This is a genomic window from Tritonibacter mobilis F1926 (assembly GCF_000376545.2).
Lineage (GTDB): Bacteria > Pseudomonadota > Alphaproteobacteria > Rhodobacterales > Rhodobacteraceae > Epibacterium > Epibacterium mobile.
In genome coordinates this window covers 511,134-529,647 of sequence record NZ_CP015231.1, presented here as the reverse complement: position 1 = coordinate 529,647, position 18,514 = coordinate 511,134, and the positions used below count along the sequence as shown (strand labels likewise).

At 60.4% G+C, this 18,514-nt stretch carries 16 protein-coding genes; 6 read left to right on the top strand and 10 right to left on the bottom strand.

Translation table 11 applies throughout. From position 1 onward, the window contains the following. Nucleotides 1-68 precede the first annotated feature (68 nt). Nucleotides 69-2,339, top strand: a complete 2,271-nt coding sequence (locus K529_RS18000) for a PAS domain-containing sensor histidine kinase (RefSeq protein ID WP_005620470.1) — start codon at nucleotides 69-71, stop codon at nucleotides 2,337-2,339. A gap of 62 nt (nucleotides 2,340-2,401) precedes the next feature. Further along, a complete protein-coding gene (gene pncB, locus K529_RS17995) occupies nucleotides 2,402-3,691 on the top strand; it encodes a nicotinate phosphoribosyltransferase (protein ID WP_005620468.1) in 1,290 nt (429 codons plus the stop codon). Between the two features lie 24 nt (nucleotides 3,692-3,715). Here the strand turns inward: pncB and K529_RS17990 are convergent, their stop codons facing one another. The 5 genes from K529_RS17990 to K529_RS17970 all read right to left on the bottom strand — a co-directional run bounded on the left by K529_RS17990 (nucleotide 3,716) and on the right by K529_RS17970 (nucleotide 9,287). Then, a complete protein-coding gene (locus tag K529_RS17990) occupies nucleotides 3,716-4,180 on the bottom strand; it encodes a GNAT family N-acetyltransferase (protein ID WP_005620466.1) in 465 nt (154 codons plus the stop codon). Next, nucleotides 4,177-5,787, bottom strand: coding sequence for an ABC transporter ATP-binding protein (locus K529_RS17985; RefSeq protein WP_046002572.1), 1,611 nt, complete (start codon nucleotides 5,785-5,787; stop codon nucleotides 4,177-4,179). The genes K529_RS17990 and K529_RS17985 overlap by 4 nt, the downstream gene beginning before the upstream one ends. Next, on the bottom strand, nucleotides 5,784-6,599 hold the full coding sequence (locus tag K529_RS17980) for an ABC transporter permease (RefSeq protein WP_009176077.1): 816 nt from the start codon (nucleotides 6,597-6,599) through the stop codon (nucleotides 5,784-5,786). The genes K529_RS17985 and K529_RS17980 overlap by 4 nt, the downstream gene beginning before the upstream one ends. 124 nt (nucleotides 6,600-6,723) lie before the next feature. Then, complete coding sequence (locus K529_RS17975) at nucleotides 6,724-7,671, bottom strand: ABC transporter permease (protein WP_046002573.1); 948 nt, start codon at nucleotides 7,669-7,671, stop codon at nucleotides 6,724-6,726. Nucleotides 7,672-7,808: 137 nt separating this feature from the next. Then, nucleotides 7,809-9,287 (bottom strand): ABC transporter substrate-binding protein, encoded by a 1,479-nt coding sequence (locus K529_RS17970; protein WP_005629066.1) that lies wholly within the window; start codon nucleotides 9,285-9,287, stop codon nucleotides 7,809-7,811. A 226-nt stretch (nucleotides 9,288-9,513) separates the two neighbouring features. Between K529_RS17970 and panB the strand changes: the two genes are divergently transcribed. The 3 genes from panB (at nucleotide 9,514) to glpK (ending at nucleotide 12,793) form a co-directional block, all read left to right on the top strand. Next, a complete protein-coding gene (gene panB / locus K529_RS17965; protein WP_005629067.1) occupies nucleotides 9,514-10,344 on the top strand; it encodes a 3-methyl-2-oxobutanoate hydroxymethyltransferase in 831 nt (276 codons plus the stop codon). A 13-nt stretch (nucleotides 10,345-10,357) separates the two neighbouring features. After that, entirely contained in the window at nucleotides 10,358-11,200 is an 843-nt protein-coding gene (gene panC, locus K529_RS17960) for a pantoate--beta-alanine ligase (RefSeq protein ID WP_046002574.1), read from the top strand. Between the two features lie 108 nt (nucleotides 11,201-11,308). Next, on the top strand, nucleotides 11,309-12,793 hold the full coding sequence (gene glpK, locus K529_RS17955) for a glycerol kinase GlpK (protein WP_046002575.1): 1,485 nt from the start codon (nucleotides 11,309-11,311) through the stop codon (nucleotides 12,791-12,793). Between the two features lie 97 nt (nucleotides 12,794-12,890). Here glpK and K529_RS17950 read toward each other — a convergent pair whose 3' ends face one another. From K529_RS17950 to K529_RS17940, 3 genes are all read right to left on the bottom strand, one after another. Next, nucleotides 12,891-14,144 (bottom strand): flavin-dependent oxidoreductase, encoded by a 1,254-nt coding sequence (locus K529_RS17950; protein WP_005650391.1) that lies wholly within the window; start codon nucleotides 14,142-14,144, stop codon nucleotides 12,891-12,893. Nucleotides 14,145-14,212: 68 nt separating this feature from the next. Then, nucleotides 14,213-14,767 carry an isopentenyl-diphosphate Delta-isomerase gene (gene idi / locus K529_RS17945; protein WP_005650393.1) on the bottom strand — a complete coding sequence of 185 codons (555 nt, stop codon included), beginning with the start codon at nucleotides 14,765-14,767 and terminating at the stop codon, nucleotides 14,213-14,215. Nucleotides 14,768-14,903: 136 nt separating this feature from the next. Then, entirely contained in the window at nucleotides 14,904-15,371 is a 468-nt protein-coding gene (locus tag K529_RS17940; protein ID WP_005650395.1) for a c-type cytochrome, read from the bottom strand. Between the two features lie 682 nt (nucleotides 15,372-16,053). Between K529_RS17940 and K529_RS17930 the strand changes: the two genes are divergently transcribed. Beyond that, nucleotides 16,054-16,542, top strand: coding sequence for an SMI1/KNR4 family protein (locus K529_RS17930; RefSeq protein ID WP_005650400.1), 489 nt, complete (start codon nucleotides 16,054-16,056; stop codon nucleotides 16,540-16,542). A 7-nt stretch (nucleotides 16,543-16,549) separates the two neighbouring features. Here the strand turns inward: K529_RS17930 and K529_RS17925 are convergent, their stop codons facing one another. Beyond that, nucleotides 16,550-17,002: a YaiI/YqxD family protein gene (locus tag K529_RS17925; RefSeq protein WP_046002904.1), complete on the bottom strand. Its 453-nt coding sequence runs from the start codon at nucleotides 17,000-17,002 to the stop codon at nucleotides 16,550-16,552. Then, nucleotides 16,999-18,513 (bottom strand): Si-specific NAD(P)(+) transhydrogenase, encoded by a 1,515-nt coding sequence (sthA, locus tag K529_RS17920; RefSeq protein ID WP_046002903.1) that lies wholly within the window; start codon nucleotides 18,511-18,513, stop codon nucleotides 16,999-17,001. The genes K529_RS17925 and sthA overlap by 4 nt, the downstream gene beginning before the upstream one ends. Nucleotide 18,514: the final 1 nt, after the last annotated feature.

Genomic DNA, 18,514 nt, shown 5'->3' with positions numbered 1-18,514 from the left:
TAATCTCGAACCACTACAAAAAATCGGAGCTCGTCATTTGAGGGCGGGTACAACCGGATCAATGGGACATGGAGCAGACACAGCCTGATACGGACGGACCACTGTCGCAGCACAATCTGCGATTCAGCCCTCGGGGGCTGATGACGCGCTATGCGACGATCCGCACACGGTTGTTTTACGCACGCATGGCTGCGGCCGCGGGGCTGACGCTGGTTCTGTCGCTGATCTTTGGTCCGCTTTGGCCGATGGTCTTTTTTGTGTTCTACCTCGTCGCCGACAAGGCCGAGACCTCGTATTTGCGCCGCCTCCCAGAGCAGCTGGATAAGGGCGGCTCTCTGCGGCAGGCACAACGGGTCATTTTGCTGTTTTCGCTGCTCTATGCCATCAGCGTATGCGGTTTTGCGGTCATTCCCTATGTGCAGATGCATATGCAAGGCGGCGAACATGAGGTTCTGGCAGAGCCCTTCTTTGCGCTTTGTGTTGTGCTTGGCCCGGCACTGAGTGCGGCACTTGATTATCGCTATACCCCGCTGCCTGCGGCGGTGCGTTTGATCATGCTGTCATTGCTGCCGCTGGCGCTGACGTCGCATACGCTATGGCAGCATGAAACCCATGGTGCCGATTTGCAGCTGATGGTTGCGGGGCTTTTGGCGTTTTTCTTCGCGCAGATCTGGTTCTTGGTTCTTGTGCAAAAGCGGCACCGCAATTCGCGTCGGAACTTGCGCTCGCAGGCGCTGCAACGACAGGCGCTTGAGGACGCTTATATGCGTCTCTTTGATCAGAAGCAGGAGGCACGACGCCTCGCGATGATCGCAGAGCACGCCAATGACGGGGTGATGCTGATCGGGCGTGATGGCATCGTGCGGTGGGTCAACGACGGGTTTTCACGCCTGACGGGCTATTCCTTTGATGAATTGGTCGGGCGCAATCCCGGCGACCTTCTCAACAGCGACAACACCGATCCCGACACACTGCGCACCATCGAGGAAGGTCGCATCAAGGGCAAACCCTTCCGCGCGGAGCTGATCAACCGGCGCAAGGATGGCGAGGACATCTGGATTGAGACCAATCAGGTGCCGGTCTTTGACGACACGGGCCGGATTGAAACCTATATCGCGGTGGAACGTGATGTCACCGCCACCAAGGAATACGAACGCCAATTGAAAGAGGCACGCCTTGCCGCAGAAGAAGGCGCGCGCATCAAAGAAGAATTCCTCGCCACCATGAGCCACGAGTTCCGCACCCCTATGAATGGTGTGATTGGCATGACGCAGATGTTGCAGGCCACCGATCTGAGCGAGGACCAGCGTCTTTATGCGGACACGATCCTGAGCTCCTCGCGGGCGCTCTTGTCGCTGATCAATGATGTTTTGGATTTGTCGCGGATGAACGCCGCCGGGGTCTCGCTGTTCAATGTGGATTTTGATCTGCATGCCTGCGTGCGCGACACCGCGCGTCTTCTCAGCAGTCAAGCAGAGGAAAAACAACTGGCGCTTGGGGTCGAAATTGACCCGGATGTGCCGGTCTGGGTTACTGGGGATGACCGCAGACTCCGCCAGATCCTTGTTAATCTGGTGGGCAACGCGGTGAAGTTCACCACCAGCGGCAGCGTGACCATTCGCCTGAGCGCCGTGCTCTCTGGTGATGAAATCGCGCTCTCGATTGCGGTGGAGGACACAGGGATCGGCATCCCCGCCGACAAACTCGACTGCATATTTGAACGCTTCTCGCAGGCCGATAATGCGATTTCGCGCAAATACGGCGGCAGCGGGCTTGGGCTTTCGATTTCGCGCGGGCTGGCGCAGGCCATGGGCGGCGATATCCATGTGACCTCAACGCCGGGCGAGGGGTCGTGTTTTACGCTGACGCTCGATCTGGGGGTCGGAACCTGTCCCGCGATCCTGCCCGATGACATCAAAGATACAGTGAGCCTGCCGGAGTTGACCCAGCTAGACGGGCTGCGGCTTTTGGTGGCAGAGGACAATCGCGTCAACCGCCTGTTGATCCGCAAATTCCTCGCCGATGCGCCGCTTGACTTGCGGTTCGCCAAAAACGGGGCTGAGGCTCAGGAGTTGGCCAAACGCTTCCGACCGCAGGTGATCCTGATGGATATGTCGATGCCAGAAGTCAACGGGTTGGACGCCACCCGCGCGATCCGCAATTTCGACATCGCCCAGCCCTATATCGCAGCGCTTACAGCCAACGTCGATGACGCCAGTCGCAAGGCCTGTATTGACGCAGGCATGGATACGTTCCTCAGCAAGCCTTTGTCGCGACAAGAGCTTTTGAACTTGTTGGTGACATTTGCCGATACCGCGCGCACGCCAGTGCGCAGTTGAACTGCTTGCTCAAGGGGCGCACACTGCGTATCAATCGGTGAACAACCGGAAGAGGTTATCCCTTGGATATTGCAACGCGCGTCTACAATCACAAGTGGAAGATTGATCCCATTGTCCGGTCCCTGATCGATACGGATTTCTACAAGCTTCTGATGTGCCAGTCGGTGTTCCGTAACAAACCGGACACTCAGGTGACATTTTCGCTGATCAACCGCTCAGGCAAGGTGCCGCTGGCCCGGCTCATTGACGAAGGCGAGCTGCGCGAGCAGTTGGATCATATCCGTTCCCTGAGCCTGAGCCGTGGCGAAAGCACATGGCTGCGCGGCAACACGTTTTACGGCAAACGCCAGATGTTCCGCCCGGATTTTATGGAGTGGTTCGAAAATCTGCGCCTGCCGCCTTATCATCTGGAGCGTAAGGGCGATCAATACGAGCTGACCTTTGAAGGGTCATGGCCTGAGGTGATGCTTTGGGAAATCCCGGCGCTTGCGGTGCTGATGGAGTTGCGCTCGCGCGCGGTGCTGAATGACATGGGCCGGTTTGAATTGCAGGTGCTCTATGCCCGCGCCATGACGAAAGTCTGGGAAAAAATCGAGCAATTGCGCCAGATTGACGGGTTGGGAATTGCGGATTTTGGCACGCGTCGCCGTCATAGTTTCCTGTGGCAGGATTGGTGCGTGCAGGCGATGATGGAAGGGCTTGGCAGCTCCTTTACCGGCACATCCAACTGTCTCATTGCGATGCGGCGCGAGGTGGAGGCCATCGGCACCAACGCGCATGAGTTGCCGATGGTTTATTCCGCGCTGGCCAAAGATGACAAGGCGCTGGCGCAAGCGCCTTATGATGTTCTTTCGGACTGGCACGAGGAACACGATGGCAACCTGCGTATCATTCTGCCCGACACTTATGGCACCGAAGGGTTCCTGCAGAATGCGCCGGATTGGCTGGCGGGTTGGACCGGCATTCGGATCGATAGCGGTGATCCGGCCACAGCGGCAGAGATCGCAATCCGCTGGTGGCAGGACCGCGGCGAAGACCCAACTGAAAAACGGGTGATCTTCTCCGATGGGTTGGACGTCAACAAGATCGCAGAGCTGCACAAACAGTTCTCTGGCCGGGTAAAGGCCTCCTTTGGTTGGGGGACGTTGTTGACCAACGATTTCCGGGGCCTTGTGCCTGATGACCGCCTCGCGCCGTTCTCGGTCGTCTGCAAGGCGGTGTCGGCCAATGGTCGCCCTACGGTCAAACTGTCGGACAACCCAGAAAAAGCGATGGGTCCAAAGGATGAGATCGCGCGCTACAAACGGGTGTTTGGCGTCGGCGCACAAGAACGCATCGATGTGATCGTCTGACCTGCGCGTGCGGCACCAATGCTGCTAGGGATCTGTGATTTCAAAGGTAAAGCTCTTCACCTGATGGGGGGTGAAGGGCGCGCCTTCGCGTAAATTTGCGATATTGGGCATCAGGCTCAGACGGGTGCCCCAAAACGCGGCCGCGCCTATGGAATGGCGCGAAATCCCCATGCGCCAGAAGCCGGGAAACTCATTGAGGATCAGCGCGGCGGCCTCCATCCCAAGCCCCTTGCGGCGGTGCTGTGGCAGGACCATGAATTCAGAAAACTCCCGCCGATCATCGGGCAGGTTCAGCACGATGGCAAAGCCGACGCGCGTGGCGTCGTCATGAATCCAGAAGGCCGTCACATCCTTACGGTTGAGCAACTGACCCGCACGTTCTGATGGGTCAATCCGCGCGGCGGGGGCAACCTCGGCAAAATAGGGGGCTAGAAGAGTGGCAAAGCGTCCACGCTCTCGCGGCAGGATCAGCGAGAGCGTGACACTCATGCCGGGGCCTCGAGCGGTTCAGTCGGCGTGATATCCGGCAGCACGGGGGCGGCGGCCAGCAGCGTCTGGGTGTAGGCGTGTTTGGGCGCGGTAAAGACCTCTTCCACCGGACCTTGCTCGACGATTTCACCTTTTTGCATCACCAGCACCCGGTCACAGACCTCGCGCACCACGCTCAGATCGTGGCTGATAAAGAGGTATGTCAGCCCATACGCCGTGCAGAGATCGGCAATCAGGTCGAGCGTGCGCGCCCGCACGGAGACATCAAGCGCGGAGACCGCCTCGTCAAAGATGATGAGTTCGGGCCGGGTAATCAGTGCGCGTGCAATGGCTATGCGCTGACGTTGCCCGCCTGAAAACTGATGCGGATACTTCTGCGCGTCCGCCGCCGACAGGCCGACGTCCTCAAGCACCTGACCCACCAGGTCCTGCCGGGCGCGGCCCGTTGGGGCATCCGGCGACAGGTGAAACGGTTCGGTGACCAGTCGCTCCACCCGGTGGCGGGGGTTAAAGCTGCCATAGGGGTCCTGAAACACCACCTGCATCGCTTGCCGCTGGGCGGGGCTGCGCTGTTGCAACAGCGGCTGACCATTCAGCAGCAGCTCTCCGCCTTGCAGCTCTTCGAGGCCTAAAATGGCCCGGGTCAGGGTGGATTTGCCGCAGCCCGACTCGCCCACCAGTCCCAGACGCTCGCCCTTGTGGAGCGTGAAGCTGACGTTGTTCACCGCGCGAAACAGTCCCGGTTTGCCAAGCCAGCCTTTGCGGGGCGTGGTGTAGTCGCGCACGGCGTTGCGGACCTCTAGCAGGGGCGCGGGGGCCTCTGGTGCAGCAGGCAGGGCGACCTTATGGGCGGAGGCTTCAAACAGCATCCGTGTGTAGGGGTGGCGTTGATGGGTCAGCACGCTCAGGGTGGGGCCGCGCTCCACCACTTCGCCCTTGCGCATCACCACGATCCGGTCGGCAAGGTCTGCGACCACCGCGAGGTCATGGGTGATGATCATCAACCCCATGCCATACTCGCGCACCAGATCGCGCAGCAGATCCAGAATCTGCGCCTGCGTGGTCACATCCAGCGCGGTGGTGGGTTCATCCGCGATCAGCAGTTTGGGCCTGAGCGCGATGGCCATGGCGATCACCACGCGCTGACGCTGGCCACCCGACAGCTCATGCGGGTAGCGGTCCATCGGGAACCGTTCGGGAGGCAGGCCAACACGGGTCAGCACGCGCGCGGCCTCGGCTTTCGCATCTGCCGCGCTGGTGTCGGTATGCAGCAGGATTGTCTCCATCACCTGCGCGCCGATGGTCATCACCGGGTTGAGCGCCGTCATCGGTTCCTGAAACACCATGCCGATGTCGCGCCCACGCCGCTGGCACATCTCAACCTCAGAGAGGGCGCAGAGGTCCTCATCCTCCAGATAGATTGCGCCTTGGATCTTGGCGGCCTGCGGCAGCAGACGCATCACGGAAAACGCAGTCATAGACTTGCCGGAGCCACTCTCGCCTGTCACCGCAAGGATCTCGCCTGCGGCAATCGATAATGTCACATCCCGCAGGATCGGCAGCGCCCCGATCGAGAGCGAAAGGTTGGAAATATCCAAAAGGCTCATGCGCGTCCCTCCATCAGGCGGGGATCAAAGCGGTCGCGCAAGCCATCACCGAGCAGGTTCAGCCCCACCACGGTGACGATGATCGCGCAGCCCGGCACAATCGCCAGATGCGGCGCAAGGCTCACAAGGGTCTGGGCCTCGGCGAGCATACGGCCCCAACTGGGGGTCGGGGGCTGGGCGCCAAGACCCACGTAGGACAGCCCCGCCTCGGCCAGAATGCCAAGCGAGAACTGGATGGTGCCCTGCACGATCAGGAGATTGGCGATGTTGGGCAGGATATGTTCTGCCGAGATCCGCGCGCGCGACTTGCCCGCGACCCGTGCGGCCAGAATGAACTCCCGCGCCCAGAGGCTGAGGCTGCCACCCCGCGCCACGCGCGCAAAGACGGGGATGTTGAAAATGCCGATGGCGATGATGGCATTGATCGCGCTGGGGCCAAAGACGGCGGTGATCAGGATCGCGATCACCAGCGAGGGGAAGGCAAAGACCAGATCATTGCCGCGCATGATGACCTCATCCAGCCAAGATCCGCGCGTTGCCGCTGCCGCCAGTCCAAGCGGCACGCCCAGACCGATGCCGATGCCGACGGCCAGCAGGGCCACCGCCAGCGAGGTGCGCGCGCCGACCATCACCATCGACAGGATATCGCGGCCAAAATGATCAGTACCCAACAGATGCGTGCCATTTGGCGTCTGGAGCTTGTCGGGGATGTTCATCACCGCATGATCGAACGGCGTCCACACAAAGGAGACGATGGCCAAAAGCAGCATGATCCCAGAGAGGAGACCGCCAAGAAACAGGCTTCGGTTCATGACGCCCTCGCATGCAAGATATGAGGACTGCGCTCGACCCTGGGTGGGTGCGAAGCGCCCTCCCGTGGGGAGGGTCGGGCGCGGTCCGGCAGGGCCGGACACTTAACTTCAGAGTTGATGCCCGTCATGCTGCTCTCCTGAGGCGGGGATCGACCACCGCATAGGCCATATCGACAAGGAAATTCACCAGGATCACCGCAAAGACCAACAGCATCACAACGCTTTCCACCACGATCAGATCGCGCGCCGAGATCGCCTGAAACACCAGCCGCCCAAGGCCCGGCAGATAGAACACCTGTTCAATGATGATCGCCCCCGCCAGCAGAAATGAGAACTGCAGGCCGATGATGGTCAGCACCGGAATAAGCGCATTGCGCAGCCCGTGTCGGCGGATCGCCTGTTTCTGGCTCAGCCCCTTGGCGCGGGCCGAGCGCATGAAATCCTCGCCCAGAACCTCCAGAAGCGCCGAACGCATCACGCGGGCCAAAATCGCCGCCTGCGGCAGCGCGAGCGCCACGGCGGGCAGGGTGAGCGCATGAAGCCCCGCCCAAAGCCCCTTGTCCCAGCCGACAAATCCCCCCGCGGAAAACCAGCGCAGGTTGATGGCAAAAACCAGCACCAAAAGCATCGCGAACCAGAAGTTCGGCACCGCCACGCCCAGCTGTGTTGCGCCCATCACGGCCATGTCGCCCGCCTTGCCACGCCGCGAGGCCGCGTAGATCCCCGCCGGAAGCGCAATCAATGTGGAGAGCGTCAGCGCATAAATCGCCAGCGGCAAAGAGACCCAGAGCCGCTCTCCCACCATCTTTGCGACGGGGGTGCGGTAGGTATAAGAGGTGCCGAAATCACCGGTCAGCATACCGCCGACCCAGTCCAGATAGCGGCTGATCTTGCTTTGATCGAGGCCCAGCTCGCTGCGCAGGGCGGCGACGGTTTCCTCTTGTGCACCGGTGCCCAGCATAAACGATGCAGGATCGCCCGGAGCGACTTCGATAACAGCAAAAATCACCATCGATGCAATGGTGAGGCTGAGGGCGAGCGACAGCAGTCGTTTGGCGAGATAGTGCAGCATTGGCGGTAGGTTAGGGGGCGCTGAGGGTTGCGTCTAGGGGCAGCGTGACAAAACGGATTTGCAAAGCTGCGGGGGGGGGCGTGATCTGGCATTGTCTACGCCGGGCCCCGCGCAAGAGACCCGGCGTGTTTTTGGTATTACTCAGCCCAGCTGAGCGCGCCAATTTCAATCGCTGCGGCAGGTGCATTGGCCCAGACACCTTGCAGACCCGCTTTGGCCACGCCGAGCTTTGCAAGCTGGAACAGATAGCCGTTTACATAGTCATCGGCGATCATGCGCTGCGCGTCTTGCAGCAATGCCGTGCGCTGATCCGGGTCGGTGGTGGCGTTCAGGCGGGTCATTACGTCCTGAAACTCCGGATTGTCATACTGAAAGTAATAATCCGGGCGGCCATAGATACCGATATCCATCGGTTCCGTGTGGCTGACGATGGTGAGGCCGAAGGTCTTGCCCTTGAACACAGTCTCCAGCCACTGCGCCCATTCGACATTGATGATCTCGGCGGTGATGCCAACCTGGGCCAGTTGTGCGGCCACGATTTCACCGCCGCGACGGGCATAAGCAGGGGGCGGCAGGTGCAGCGTGGTGGTGAACCCATCCGCAAGACCCGCCTCCGCCAAAAGTGCGCGCGCCTTGTCGGGGTCATAGTTCGATTGCCCGGTCAGATCCACATAGGCCGGATTGTGCGGTGCAAAATGGGTGCCAATGGGGGTGCCATAGCCAAACATCGCCCCATCAATGATTGCCTGACGGTCAATCGCATGGGCCAGCGCCTCGCGGACCTTCACGTTGTCAAAGGGCGCTTGGGCGTTGTTGGTGGACAGGATCGTTTCCCCCTCGGTGGAGCCGATAATCACCTGAAAACGCGGGTCTGCCTCAAACTGGATCATGTTCTCCGGCGCGGGGAAGTTGTCAAAGGCGTCAATGTCCTCGGCCATCATCGCAGCAAAGGCGGCGGTGGGATCAGAGATGAACTTGATCGTGGCACCGGTCAGCTCCGGCACGTCGCCCCAGTAATTTGGGTTGCGCACCAATTCGACCCGGTCGCCCTGCACCCATTCGTTGAACCGGTAAGGGCCAGTGCCCACCGGCGCGGTTTTGAGCGTCTCAGCAGATTCTTCCGCCACAATCACCGCATCGCCCCATGCAAGGTTGAACAAGAAGCTGCCGTTGGGTTCAGACAGGGTCACAACAACGGTTTGCGGGTCGGCAACGCTCACATCAGAGATCGCGGAAAATAGTACCTTTTGCGCGTTGGTGCTGTCTTCGGCGCGGGCACGATCGAGCGAGAACTTTACGTCCTCAGCATCCATCGTGGTGCCGTCGTGAAACGTCACCCCCTCTTGCAGCGTGAAGGTATAAGTCAGCCCGTCTTCGGAAATCTCCCAAGACTTCGCCAATAGTGGCACCACCGCCCCGTCGGGGGTAAAGCGCGTCAGCCCCTCAAAAATATTGAGGTACACAACCGTGTCGATGGCTTGGGCAGCACCGCCCGTCGGATCCAGATGCGGCGGCTCCAGTTGGGTGGCATAGGTCACGGTATCCTTGGCCATCGCGGCGGATGCCAAAAGGGCCAGCGCCGATGCGGCTGCCGCAAAGTGGGTCTTGAGTTTCATCGTCTTTCCTCCTCTGCCGGTGGCGCACCACCGCGATTCATTCGCCATTTCACGCTGGCGTTATTCGCACAAAAGGACTTTTCCCACGCGTAATCAAGCTTTGCTGCACTGCCGCACCGCTGGTAAGCAGGGGTTGCAAATGGTATCGACGACAAACTTTGTCCGCTTTGACCCTGTGACAGTTGGCTATGAGACGTCTCAGAGGTGCTTGACGAGGAGCCAAGACATGAGCGCATCAACGCGAAAAACCGCCCTGACTGCCGAGGATATTCGGGCGATGAAAGGGCAAAGCCCCATCGTCAGCCTCACCGCCTACACCACACCGATGGCGCAATTGATGGATGATCATTGCGATTTTGTGCTGGTGGGCGACAGCGTCGGCATGGTGCTGCACGGGTTGCCCTCGACGCTTGGTGTGACCATGGACATGATGGTGCTGCATGGCGCCGCCGTGGCCCGAGGGCTCAAGCGCGCGATGATGGTGATCGACATGCCCTTTGGCAGCTATGAACAAGGCCCCGAGCAGGCCTTTGCCAATGCTGCCCGCCTGATGGCAGAAACCGGCGCGGCGGCGGTGAAACTCGAAGGCGGTGTAGAGATGGCCGACACCATCCGGTTTTTGATCAAGCGCGGCATCCCCGTGATGGCGCATATCGGCCTGACGCCGCAGTCGATCAACACGCTGGGCGGCTATAAGGTACAGGGCCGCGATGAGGCCGCCAAACCGTTGATTTCAGACGCCCGTGCGGTGACGGATGCCGGAGCTTTTGCGGTGGTGCTGGAAAAGGTGCCCGCAAATCTCGCCGATCAAGTGACCGAGATCATCGACATCCCGACCATCGGGATCGGGGCATCGGTGGGCTGCGACGGGCAGGTCTTGGTGGTGGACGACATGCTGGGCTTTTTCGGCGCGTTCAAGCCCAAGTTCGTCAAACGCTACGCCGAGCTTGGCCCCGCCGCCGAAGAGGCCATTGCCGAGTATGCTGCAGAAGTGCGCGCCCGCGCCTTCCCGAGCGAAGAGCACATCTTTGCCGACCACGCCCCCAAAAAAGACTGAAGGACCGCCCCTGATGACAACTCCGATCCTGCGCCGCCTGGAAGATCTGCGCACCCTGCGCCGCGACTGGATGCTGAAGGGCGAAACCCTTGGTTTGGTGCCAACCATGGGGGCTTTGCACGCAGGCCATCTGTCGCTGGTCGAGGCCGCCAAATCCGCCTGTGATCATGTGGTGGTGACGATCTTTGTGAACCCCAAACAGTTCAACAGCCCCGAAGATCTCGCCAACTACCCCCGGACCGAACATGAGGACGCCGAAAAACTCGCGCCCTTTGGCGTCGATGCGATTTATGTGCCCGACCCGGACCAGATCTACCCCGAAGGCTACGCTACCACCGTCAGCCTCAGCGGCATCACTGAGGTGATGGAAGGCCCCAACCGCCCCGGCCATTTTGAGGGCGTCGCCACCGTTGTCGCCAAACTGTTCCTGCAGTCCGGTGCCGATCAGGCCTTCTTTGGCGAAAAGGATTATCAGCAGTTGATGGTGGTGCGGCGCATGGCCCGCGATCTGGATATCCCCATCGAGGTCATCGGCTGCCCCACCGTGCGCGAACCATCCGGCCTTGCTATGTCGTCGCGCAATATGCGTCTGTCGCCAGCTGCCACTGAAACCGCAGGCCAGTTGAACCCCATGATGGAAGCCGCCGCCGCCCGTCTGCGCGCAGGCGAAGACTACGCTCCGCTCGAGGCCGAGATGCGCGCCCGGCTCCGGGATCTGGGGTTTTCAGAGATCGAGTATATCGATCTGCGCTGCGCCGAGGATCTGGCGACCATGACCCGTCTGGATCGTCCTGCCCGGATGCTTGTGGCGGCATGGCTCGACGGGGTGCGTTTGATCGACAATATCGCCGTCTGAAGCGCGCCCGCCACAGCGGCACTGCTACTAATTTATTAGTAGGGGCTGGTCGCGCTAACAGATTTATGTCTAATCTCCGCTCCAAGAGATGATTTGGAGGGGGAGCACATGACCTATATTCTCGCGATCGATCAGGGCACCACATCGACCCGCGCGATCCTGTTTGACGGCGATATGCAGGTGGCTGCCGTCGCGCAAGAGGAGTTTCCCCAGCACTACCCCAACGCGGGCTGGGTGGAGCACGACCCAGAGGATCTGTGGTCCACGACGCTCTCCACCTGCCGCAAGGTGCTGTCGGACAAGGGTATTTCCGCCTCAGATATTGCTGGCATCGGCATCACCAATCAGCGCGAAACCACCGTGGTCTGGGATAAATCCACCGGCCGCGCCATCCACAACGCCATCGTCTGGCAGGACCGCCGCACCGCCGAGATTTGCGAGCTCTTGCGCGATGATGGCCATGAGGGCGTGGTGCGCGACACCACCGGGCTTTTGCTCGATCCCTATTTCTCCGGCACCAAGGTCAAATGGATTCTCGACACGGTGGAGGGCGCGCGCAGCCGTGCCAAAGCCGGAGAGCTGTTGTTCGGCACCATCGACAGTTTTTTGATCTGGCGTCTCACCGGCGGACAGTCGCATGTGACGGACGCCACCAACGCTGCGCGCACCTTGATGTATGACATCAAATCCGGCGCTTGGAGCAACGAGATCTGCGCGATGCTGGATGTGCCACAAGCCATGCTGCCCGAGGTTCTGGACTGCGCCGCCGATTTTGGCACCACGGTCGAGGACCACTTTGGCGGCGCGATCCCCATTCTGGGCGTTGCAGGTGATCAGCAGGCGGCCACCGTCGGCCAGACCTGTTTTCAGCCGGGGATGATGAAATCTACCTATGGCACCGGCTGCTTTGCGCTTTTGAACACAGGTGACACGCCGGTGCTCTCCAAAAACCGCATGCTGACCACCATTGCCTATCAGCTTGATGGCAAACCCACCTACGCGCTGGAAGGGTCGATCTTTATTGCGGGGGCTGCGGTGCAATGGCTGCGCGACGGGCTGGGGATCATTGGCAAAGCCAGCGAGTCGGGCGTGCTGGCCGATAAGGCAGATCCCACTCAGGATGTGATCCTTGTGCCTGCGTTCACAGGCCTTGGCGCACCCTATTGGGAACCCGATTGCCGGGGCGGTATGTTCGGGCTCACCCGCAACTCCGGTCCTGCGGAATTTGCCCGCGCCGCGCTGCAAAGCGTCGCCTACCAGACCCGCGATCTCTGGGAAGCGATGCGCGCCGATTGGGAGGGTGACGCCAATGTCACCCTGCGCGTTGACGGCGGTATGAGCGCCAGCGACTGGGCGATGCAAAGCCTTTCCGACACGCTCGGTGCTGCCGTGGACCGCCCCGTCATGCAGGAAACCACCGCGCTGGGCGCGGCATGGCTTGCAGGCATGAAAGCAGGTGTTTACCCCGATCAGGACGGTTTTGCAGCCACTTGGGCGCTGGATCGCGAGTTCACACCGATGCTGGACGCAGGCCGCCGCGAAGAGGCCTATGCCCGCTGGAAACGCGCCGTGCAGGCGGTCATCGGCGTCTAACGCCGCGATCCGCGCGCCCGTTTTCTTCTCACAAGAAATATCCCGGGGGTGCAGGGGGCAGAGCCCCCTGCCTCCGAACCCTGCGTTCAAACCTCGCCTAGACCTGCGCCCCATCCGCAATGGTGCGCGGCCGCGCGTTCAGCGCCTCAATGGAAAACCCAGAGATCGCCTTGTACTTTGCCGCATGCGCCGCAAGATCCGCGCGTGGAATGATACAGTCGATCTCGTCAAAATCCCCGCCACACAGATCTTCTACCCGCTGCAACACCGCATCGGGCCCATTGCCGGACCGGTTGGCCAGCCCGATCTTGGTGGCCGCCGGGCGCATCTCTGCCTCATAGGCCGAGAGCGCTGCGTCATTTACCCCATGTATCAGCATCTGCGCGCCTATGTTGCGCGCATCCAGAATGGCTTGGCTCGCACCGTTGGACCCGATCGGGTAGGTCGGATGCGCCGCATCACCCATCAATGTGCGATTGCCAAAGGTCCAGCGTGGCAGCGGGTCGCGATCCACCATCGGATATTCATAGACCACATCCGCACCCCGGATCAGCGCAGGCACATCGATCCAGTCAAACCGCCAGTCTTCAAAATCCCCGACGAACTGATCCACATCCACCGCCCGGTTCCAGTCCTCACGCTGAAAATCCTGATTCGGATCAAATCGCTTCTCGGCGATCCAGTTGAGCGTGGCCAGCCCATCCGCATTGGGCGCAGAAATCGGATAGGAGACAAAGCGCAAATTGTCGTGCCCGATCATCACCATGGCGCCGTCGCCCTTGAACAAGGGGGCGCGGGTGGTGGCACGCCACAGGATGCGCCCATCCCAGATCGGCGCGCCCTCACTGGGGTACTGACAGGCGCGCAAAGCAGAATGAATACCATCGGCAGCGATAACCATGCGCCCGGATACATTGCGCCCATCCTCAAGGTGTAAAACCGCGCCGTCACTTGTATCTTCCCAGCCCACGGCCCGCGCCCCGGTGGTCACGGCCTCAGGTCCGGCCCGTTCCAGCAAAGCGCGATACAAGAGCATCTGCAATTCGCCGCGATGCACCGAGAACTGCGGCCATGCATAGCCCGCCTTCAGGCCGCGCGGCTCTTCCCAGATGGTATTGCCAAGTTTGGAATAAAACCCAAGCTGCCGTGTGCGCACACCAATCGCGTCAAGCTCCACCTCCAGCCCAAGGTCAAACAGCTCTCGCACCGCATTGGGTTGCAGGTTGATGCCCACCCCCATGGGTTTCAGCGCGCGCGTGGCCTCAAAGACCCGAAACGGCACCCCAATCTGGTGCAGCGTCAACCCAAGGCTAAGGCCCGCGATACCGCCGCCTGCAATCAATACTGTCATCTGTTCTGGCTCCTCCCGCGCGGCATATGACCATGCCCAAGCCGGAAAAGGCAAGACAGCTGACAGGATCAGGGCCGCGAAGAAACGATGAGATCAGGGCCAAAAATCACATTGGCATACTCGGCCAGATAGATTTTCACCCAAGGGGTGAAGCGCTCCGGGTGACGCCCCACTTCGGCCAGAAGATCATGATAGTCCACCCAGCGCGTCTCCATCACCTCTGCCGGGTTTGGAGCCAGCCCGAGCGGGGCGATCATATGCGCGAGGTAGACGTCCACCACCTCATGCTCAATGAGGCCATCCCCCACATCGGCGCGGTATTCCAGCGTGTGACGATATTCGGGATGCAGGCCCGTAAGGCCCAGCTCTTCGTCAAGGCGGCGCACCGCGCAGCGATCCGAGGCCTCGCGCCACTGAGGATGCGTGCAACAGGTGTTCGCCCAGAGGCCGGGCGTGTGGTATTTGCCCATCGCCCGACGCTGCATCAGGATCTCACGCCCACGCACCACAAAGACGGAAACGGCCTTGTGCCGCAGCCCCTCCTGATGGGCACGCAGCTTGTCCACCGGGGTAAGGGTCCCGTCAACCCATGCGGGGATCAGATCTGGACGGCGCTCGGTCATGTCACTCCTGAGGATGGTTGCGCAAAAACGGTCATCTAGGACAAGCGGTGACATATCTCAAGTGTGCAGACCATGACACAAGACGCCGCGGCCCTTGAACCGCGGCGCTGATTGCAGAACTTTGCCGATCTCTGTGTCAGTCGCTGCTGCTGGTTTCGGCTGCGTCACTCTCAGCCGCCTCGGAGGGGGCCGGGCCAAATTGCGCAAGATAAGCGAACACGTCCTCGCCGCCCTTCTTCATGCGAAAGGCCATCTTGGATTTGGCTTTATTGTCATCGAGATACTCTCTGAGGAAACCGCGCGGATCCTCAAGATAGGAGGTGAATTGCGCCTCATCCCAGACCAGCCCAGCTTCGCCTGCGGCGACAAGATCGTCCCCATAGCGAAAATCCTCCACGGTGCCCGCTTGGCGCCCCGCAATCCCCCAGAGGTTCGGCCCGGTTCGGCCGCCTTTGGTGATGGTCTCCCCCTCATCCGAGACGATCTGATGGCAGGATTTGCATTTGTTAAACGCCTTTTGCCCTTTCTCAGCGTCTCCTTCGGCCATGGCAAGGCTGGGGAGGGCGAGAGCAATCACAATGGCTGTACTGAACATCTGTTTCATTAGGCTGGCTCCTGTGCAGTCAAGTCGCTGCCCGCAACCTCGGATTTAAAGCGTGTCAGAGTCAACGCGACATAAACGACATGGCGGTTCGCATTGACGCGGCGAGGTCAAAACTTGGGGGCTTTGGGACGGCAAAAATAACGGGCTTCGCCCTCTTGGCCTGCGGCCAATTCACCCCAGGATATTTGCGGTTAGAAGAGAAGGGAGGCTGCGCTTTTCTTCTAACGCCAAATATCCCGGAGCGCGAGGCAGAGCCTCGCATGCCCGTTGCGCCCCAAGCGCGCGCTTGGCTTATGAAATCCTAAACCCACAGGGCTATTCTGACCCAGATCGCGATCATCCGCCGGGCGTAAAACCTCCGGCACCACCAGGAACCGGCTTCCCTTTCTGGGGAGCAGTGCAGAGATAACGTTGAGTACGCGGGGGGATATCCCCGGCCACCTCCGCCTTTGTGGCGGCGCCGCCATCTTTATTGGCTGACCTATGTGCTGGATCATCGCTTGCGACACAAAGCAAGACTGAAACGAGTTCCAGCAAGACAACAATTGCTCCCCGATAGCTCCCCCGTATGCCCCTCGGCACGCGGCACATTTTCACGACTTCTCAGAAGCGGGTTTGACAGGCGCAACCGTTCGAGAGAGGTTGGGTTGAGAAAAGGACATTATTTAAAAGAGATTTCAGAATGGACGCGCTTTTTGCATTTGCGTTGCAATGGACAAACCCGAGCCATCCGCCTGAACATGTTGCGGCATCTGATTTCCAGATCGCAGAGATGTCGCTCCAGCTATCGCTTCCCGCCGATTACAAATCCGCGGTTCTTGCAGCAGGATTGCCCCACCCAACTCTAGCCTTGCTGGATGCGATTGTTGAGAGAGAAGCCGACCTCCATGATCTGAACCATCTTTATTCGCCATCCGAAATTGTGGACTATACTCCACAGAGCCATGCGGCCGGATTGCCGGAGTATCTTCTCCCAATCGCTTCTGACAGTCTGGGAAGCTCATTCGTCTATGATATGCGCGACTTGTCCAGCGGGCAGGGAAACACTGCACCTGTGTATTTCTGGGACAATGACTTCGGTACCCTCGATCAAGTAGGCACCAGCTTTGAAGATTGGATCTCCAGTTATAGTGAGGACTGGAGTAAGGGGTTAAACTACGACGATTTTTGATCGTCGCCTAGGCCTTCGCCGCGCGGATTTCGCGCTCCAGCGCGTCCAGAAACCGCGACCGATCCGCCTTTGAGAACCCTTTGCCGCCGCCTTGCATGCCCAAGGGATTGGCCGCGCGCAGGTCGGCCATCAGGTCGCGCATCGCCAGTTGTTGGCCGATGTTGGCCTCGGTAAAGCGTTCGCCATTGTGGCGCAGCACCCGTGCGCCGGCCTCGATGCATTTGGCGGCCAGCGGGATGTCTCCCGTCACCACCACATCGCCCGGCCCGCAGCGTTCGGCGATCCACATGTCGGCCACATCCGCGCCTGCATCCACGATGACGTTTTCCACCAGCGGGTTTTGCGAGGGCCTGAGGCCCCCGTTGGAGACCACAAACATGCGCCATTTGTGGCGGGTGGCGACCCGCTCTGCCTCGGCTTTGACCGGGCAGGCGTCGGCGTCGATGTATAGCGCGCTCACTCTGCTGCCTTGTCCTTTTTGGCGGGGTCGTCCTTTGTCGCTTCTGCCTTCTTTGCCGAGGCTTTCTTGACCTTGGAGGGCGCGCGCAGGTCCTTGTATTCATCCGGGATTGGCATCCGGTTGAAGGCGTCGAGACCTGCGATTTTATAGGCCTCGGCCAGGGTCGGATAGTTGAAGGTGTTCTGCACGAAGTAGTCCACCGTACCCTTGAGGTTCAGCACCGCCTGGGCGATGTGAATAAGCTCGGTCGCGCCTTCGCCGACGATCTGCACGCCCAGCACCCGGCGGGTCTTGAGCGAAAACAGCATCTTCAGCATGCCGTGCTCCAGCCCCATAATGTGCCCGCGCGAGGTTTCGCGGAACCGCGCGATGCCGACCTCATACGGGACGCCGCGCTCTTTCAGCTCTTCTTCGGACATCCCACAGGTGGACATTTCCGGCACCGAGTAGATGCCATATGGAAACCACGGGCTTTCGGGTACGGTGGGCACATCCATCGCATGACAGGCCGCAACGCGGCCCTGTTGCAGCGAGGTGGATGCCAGTGAGGGGTGCCCGATCACATCGCCGGTGGCATAGATATGGGACACTTTGGTCTGATAGGTCTTGCGCTCCACCTCAAGGCGGCCGCGATGATCCGTCTCCAGCCCCACGGCCTTGAGGTTCAGGCGATCCGTGTTGCCCATGCGCCCGGCGGCAAACAACAGCATCTCGCCACGGATATGGCGGCCGTTTTCCAGCGTCACTTCGATATGGCTGCCTTCATCCTCGATCTTTTCAATCGCAGACCCCAGCCGCAGATCGACGCCATTTTCGCGGATCTGGTGGGTGAACTCCTGAATGAGCGTGCGGTCGATGAAATCAAGGAAGCTGTCGCGCGGCTCGATCAGGGTGACGCGCACATCCAGCGCCGAAAACATAGTGGCATATTCCACGCCAATGACGCCTGCCCCCACGACGATCAGCGAGCGCGGGATTTCCTCCATCTCCAGGAACTCGTCGCCATCCACCACGGTCTTGCCATTAAAGGGCACGGTATCGGGGCGGTAGGTGCGGGTGCCGGTGGCAATCAGGAATTTCTCACCGGTGACGCGGGTGGTGTCGCCCGCCTCGACTTCCACCTCGACCTCATTGGGGCCGGTGAAATGCGCCATGCCCGCCAGCATATCGACGTGGTTGCGGTTGAACTGATGTTCCAGCACGTCGACCTCGTGATCGAGCGTCATATGCAGCCGCGCCTTCAGGTCTTCGGCCTTGATCTGATCCTTCACCCGGTAGGCGCGACCATAAAAACTGCGCTCGCGCCAGCCGGTGAGGTTCAGCACGGTTTCCCGCAGCGTCTTGGAGGGCACCGTGCCGGTATGAACAGAGACCCCACCCAGGCGATCCTTGCGGTCAATCACCAGCACCCGGCGCTTGAGCTTGGCGGCCTGAATGGCGGCGGTGCGGCCAGAGGGGCCGGAGCCGATGACGATCAGGTCATAGTCGAATTTGGAAGGGGTCTCGGTCATG

Coding starts and splice junctions, on each gene's coding strand:
- K529_RS18000 (WP_005620470.1), top strand. CDS start 69: ATGGAGCAGACACAGCCTGATACGGACGGACCACTGTCGCAGCACAAT.
- K529_RS17950 (WP_005650391.1), bottom strand. CDS start 14,144: ATGACAGTATTGATTGCAGGCGGCGGTATCGCGGGCCTTAGCCTTGGG.
- idi (WP_005650393.1), bottom strand. CDS start 14,767: ATGACCGAGCGCCGTCCAGATCTGATCCCCGCATGGGTTGACGGGACC.
- panC (WP_046002574.1), top strand. CDS start 10,358: ATGACAACTCCGATCCTGCGCCGCCTGGAAGATCTGCGCACCCTGCGC.
- K529_RS17975 (WP_046002573.1), bottom strand. CDS start 7,671: ATGCTGCACTATCTCGCCAAACGACTGCTGTCGCTCGCCCTCAGCCTC.
- K529_RS17985 (WP_046002572.1), bottom strand. CDS start 5,787: ATGAGCCTTTTGGATATTTCCAACCTTTCGCTCTCGATCGGGGCGCTG.
- K529_RS17970 (WP_005629066.1), bottom strand. CDS start 9,287: ATGAAACTCAAGACCCACTTTGCGGCAGCCGCATCGGCGCTGGCCCTT.
- glpK (WP_046002575.1), top strand. CDS start 11,309: ATGACCTATATTCTCGCGATCGATCAGGGCACCACATCGACCCGCGCG.
- K529_RS17990 (WP_005620466.1), bottom strand. CDS start 4,180: ATGAGTGTCACGCTCTCGCTGATCCTGCCGCGAGAGCGTGGACGCTTT.
- sthA (WP_046002903.1), bottom strand. CDS start 18,513: ATGACCGAGACCCCTTCCAAATTCGACTATGACCTGATCGTCATCGGC.
- K529_RS17940 (WP_005650395.1), bottom strand. CDS start 15,371: ATGAAACAGATGTTCAGTACAGCCATTGTGATTGCTCTCGCCCTCCCC.
- K529_RS17980 (WP_009176077.1), bottom strand. CDS start 6,599: ATGAACCGAAGCCTGTTTCTTGGCGGTCTCCTCTCTGGGATCATGCTG.
- K529_RS17930 (WP_005650400.1), top strand. CDS start 16,054: ATGGACGCGCTTTTTGCATTTGCGTTGCAATGGACAAACCCGAGCCAT.
- panB (WP_005629067.1), top strand. CDS start 9,514: ATGAGCGCATCAACGCGAAAAACCGCCCTGACTGCCGAGGATATTCGG.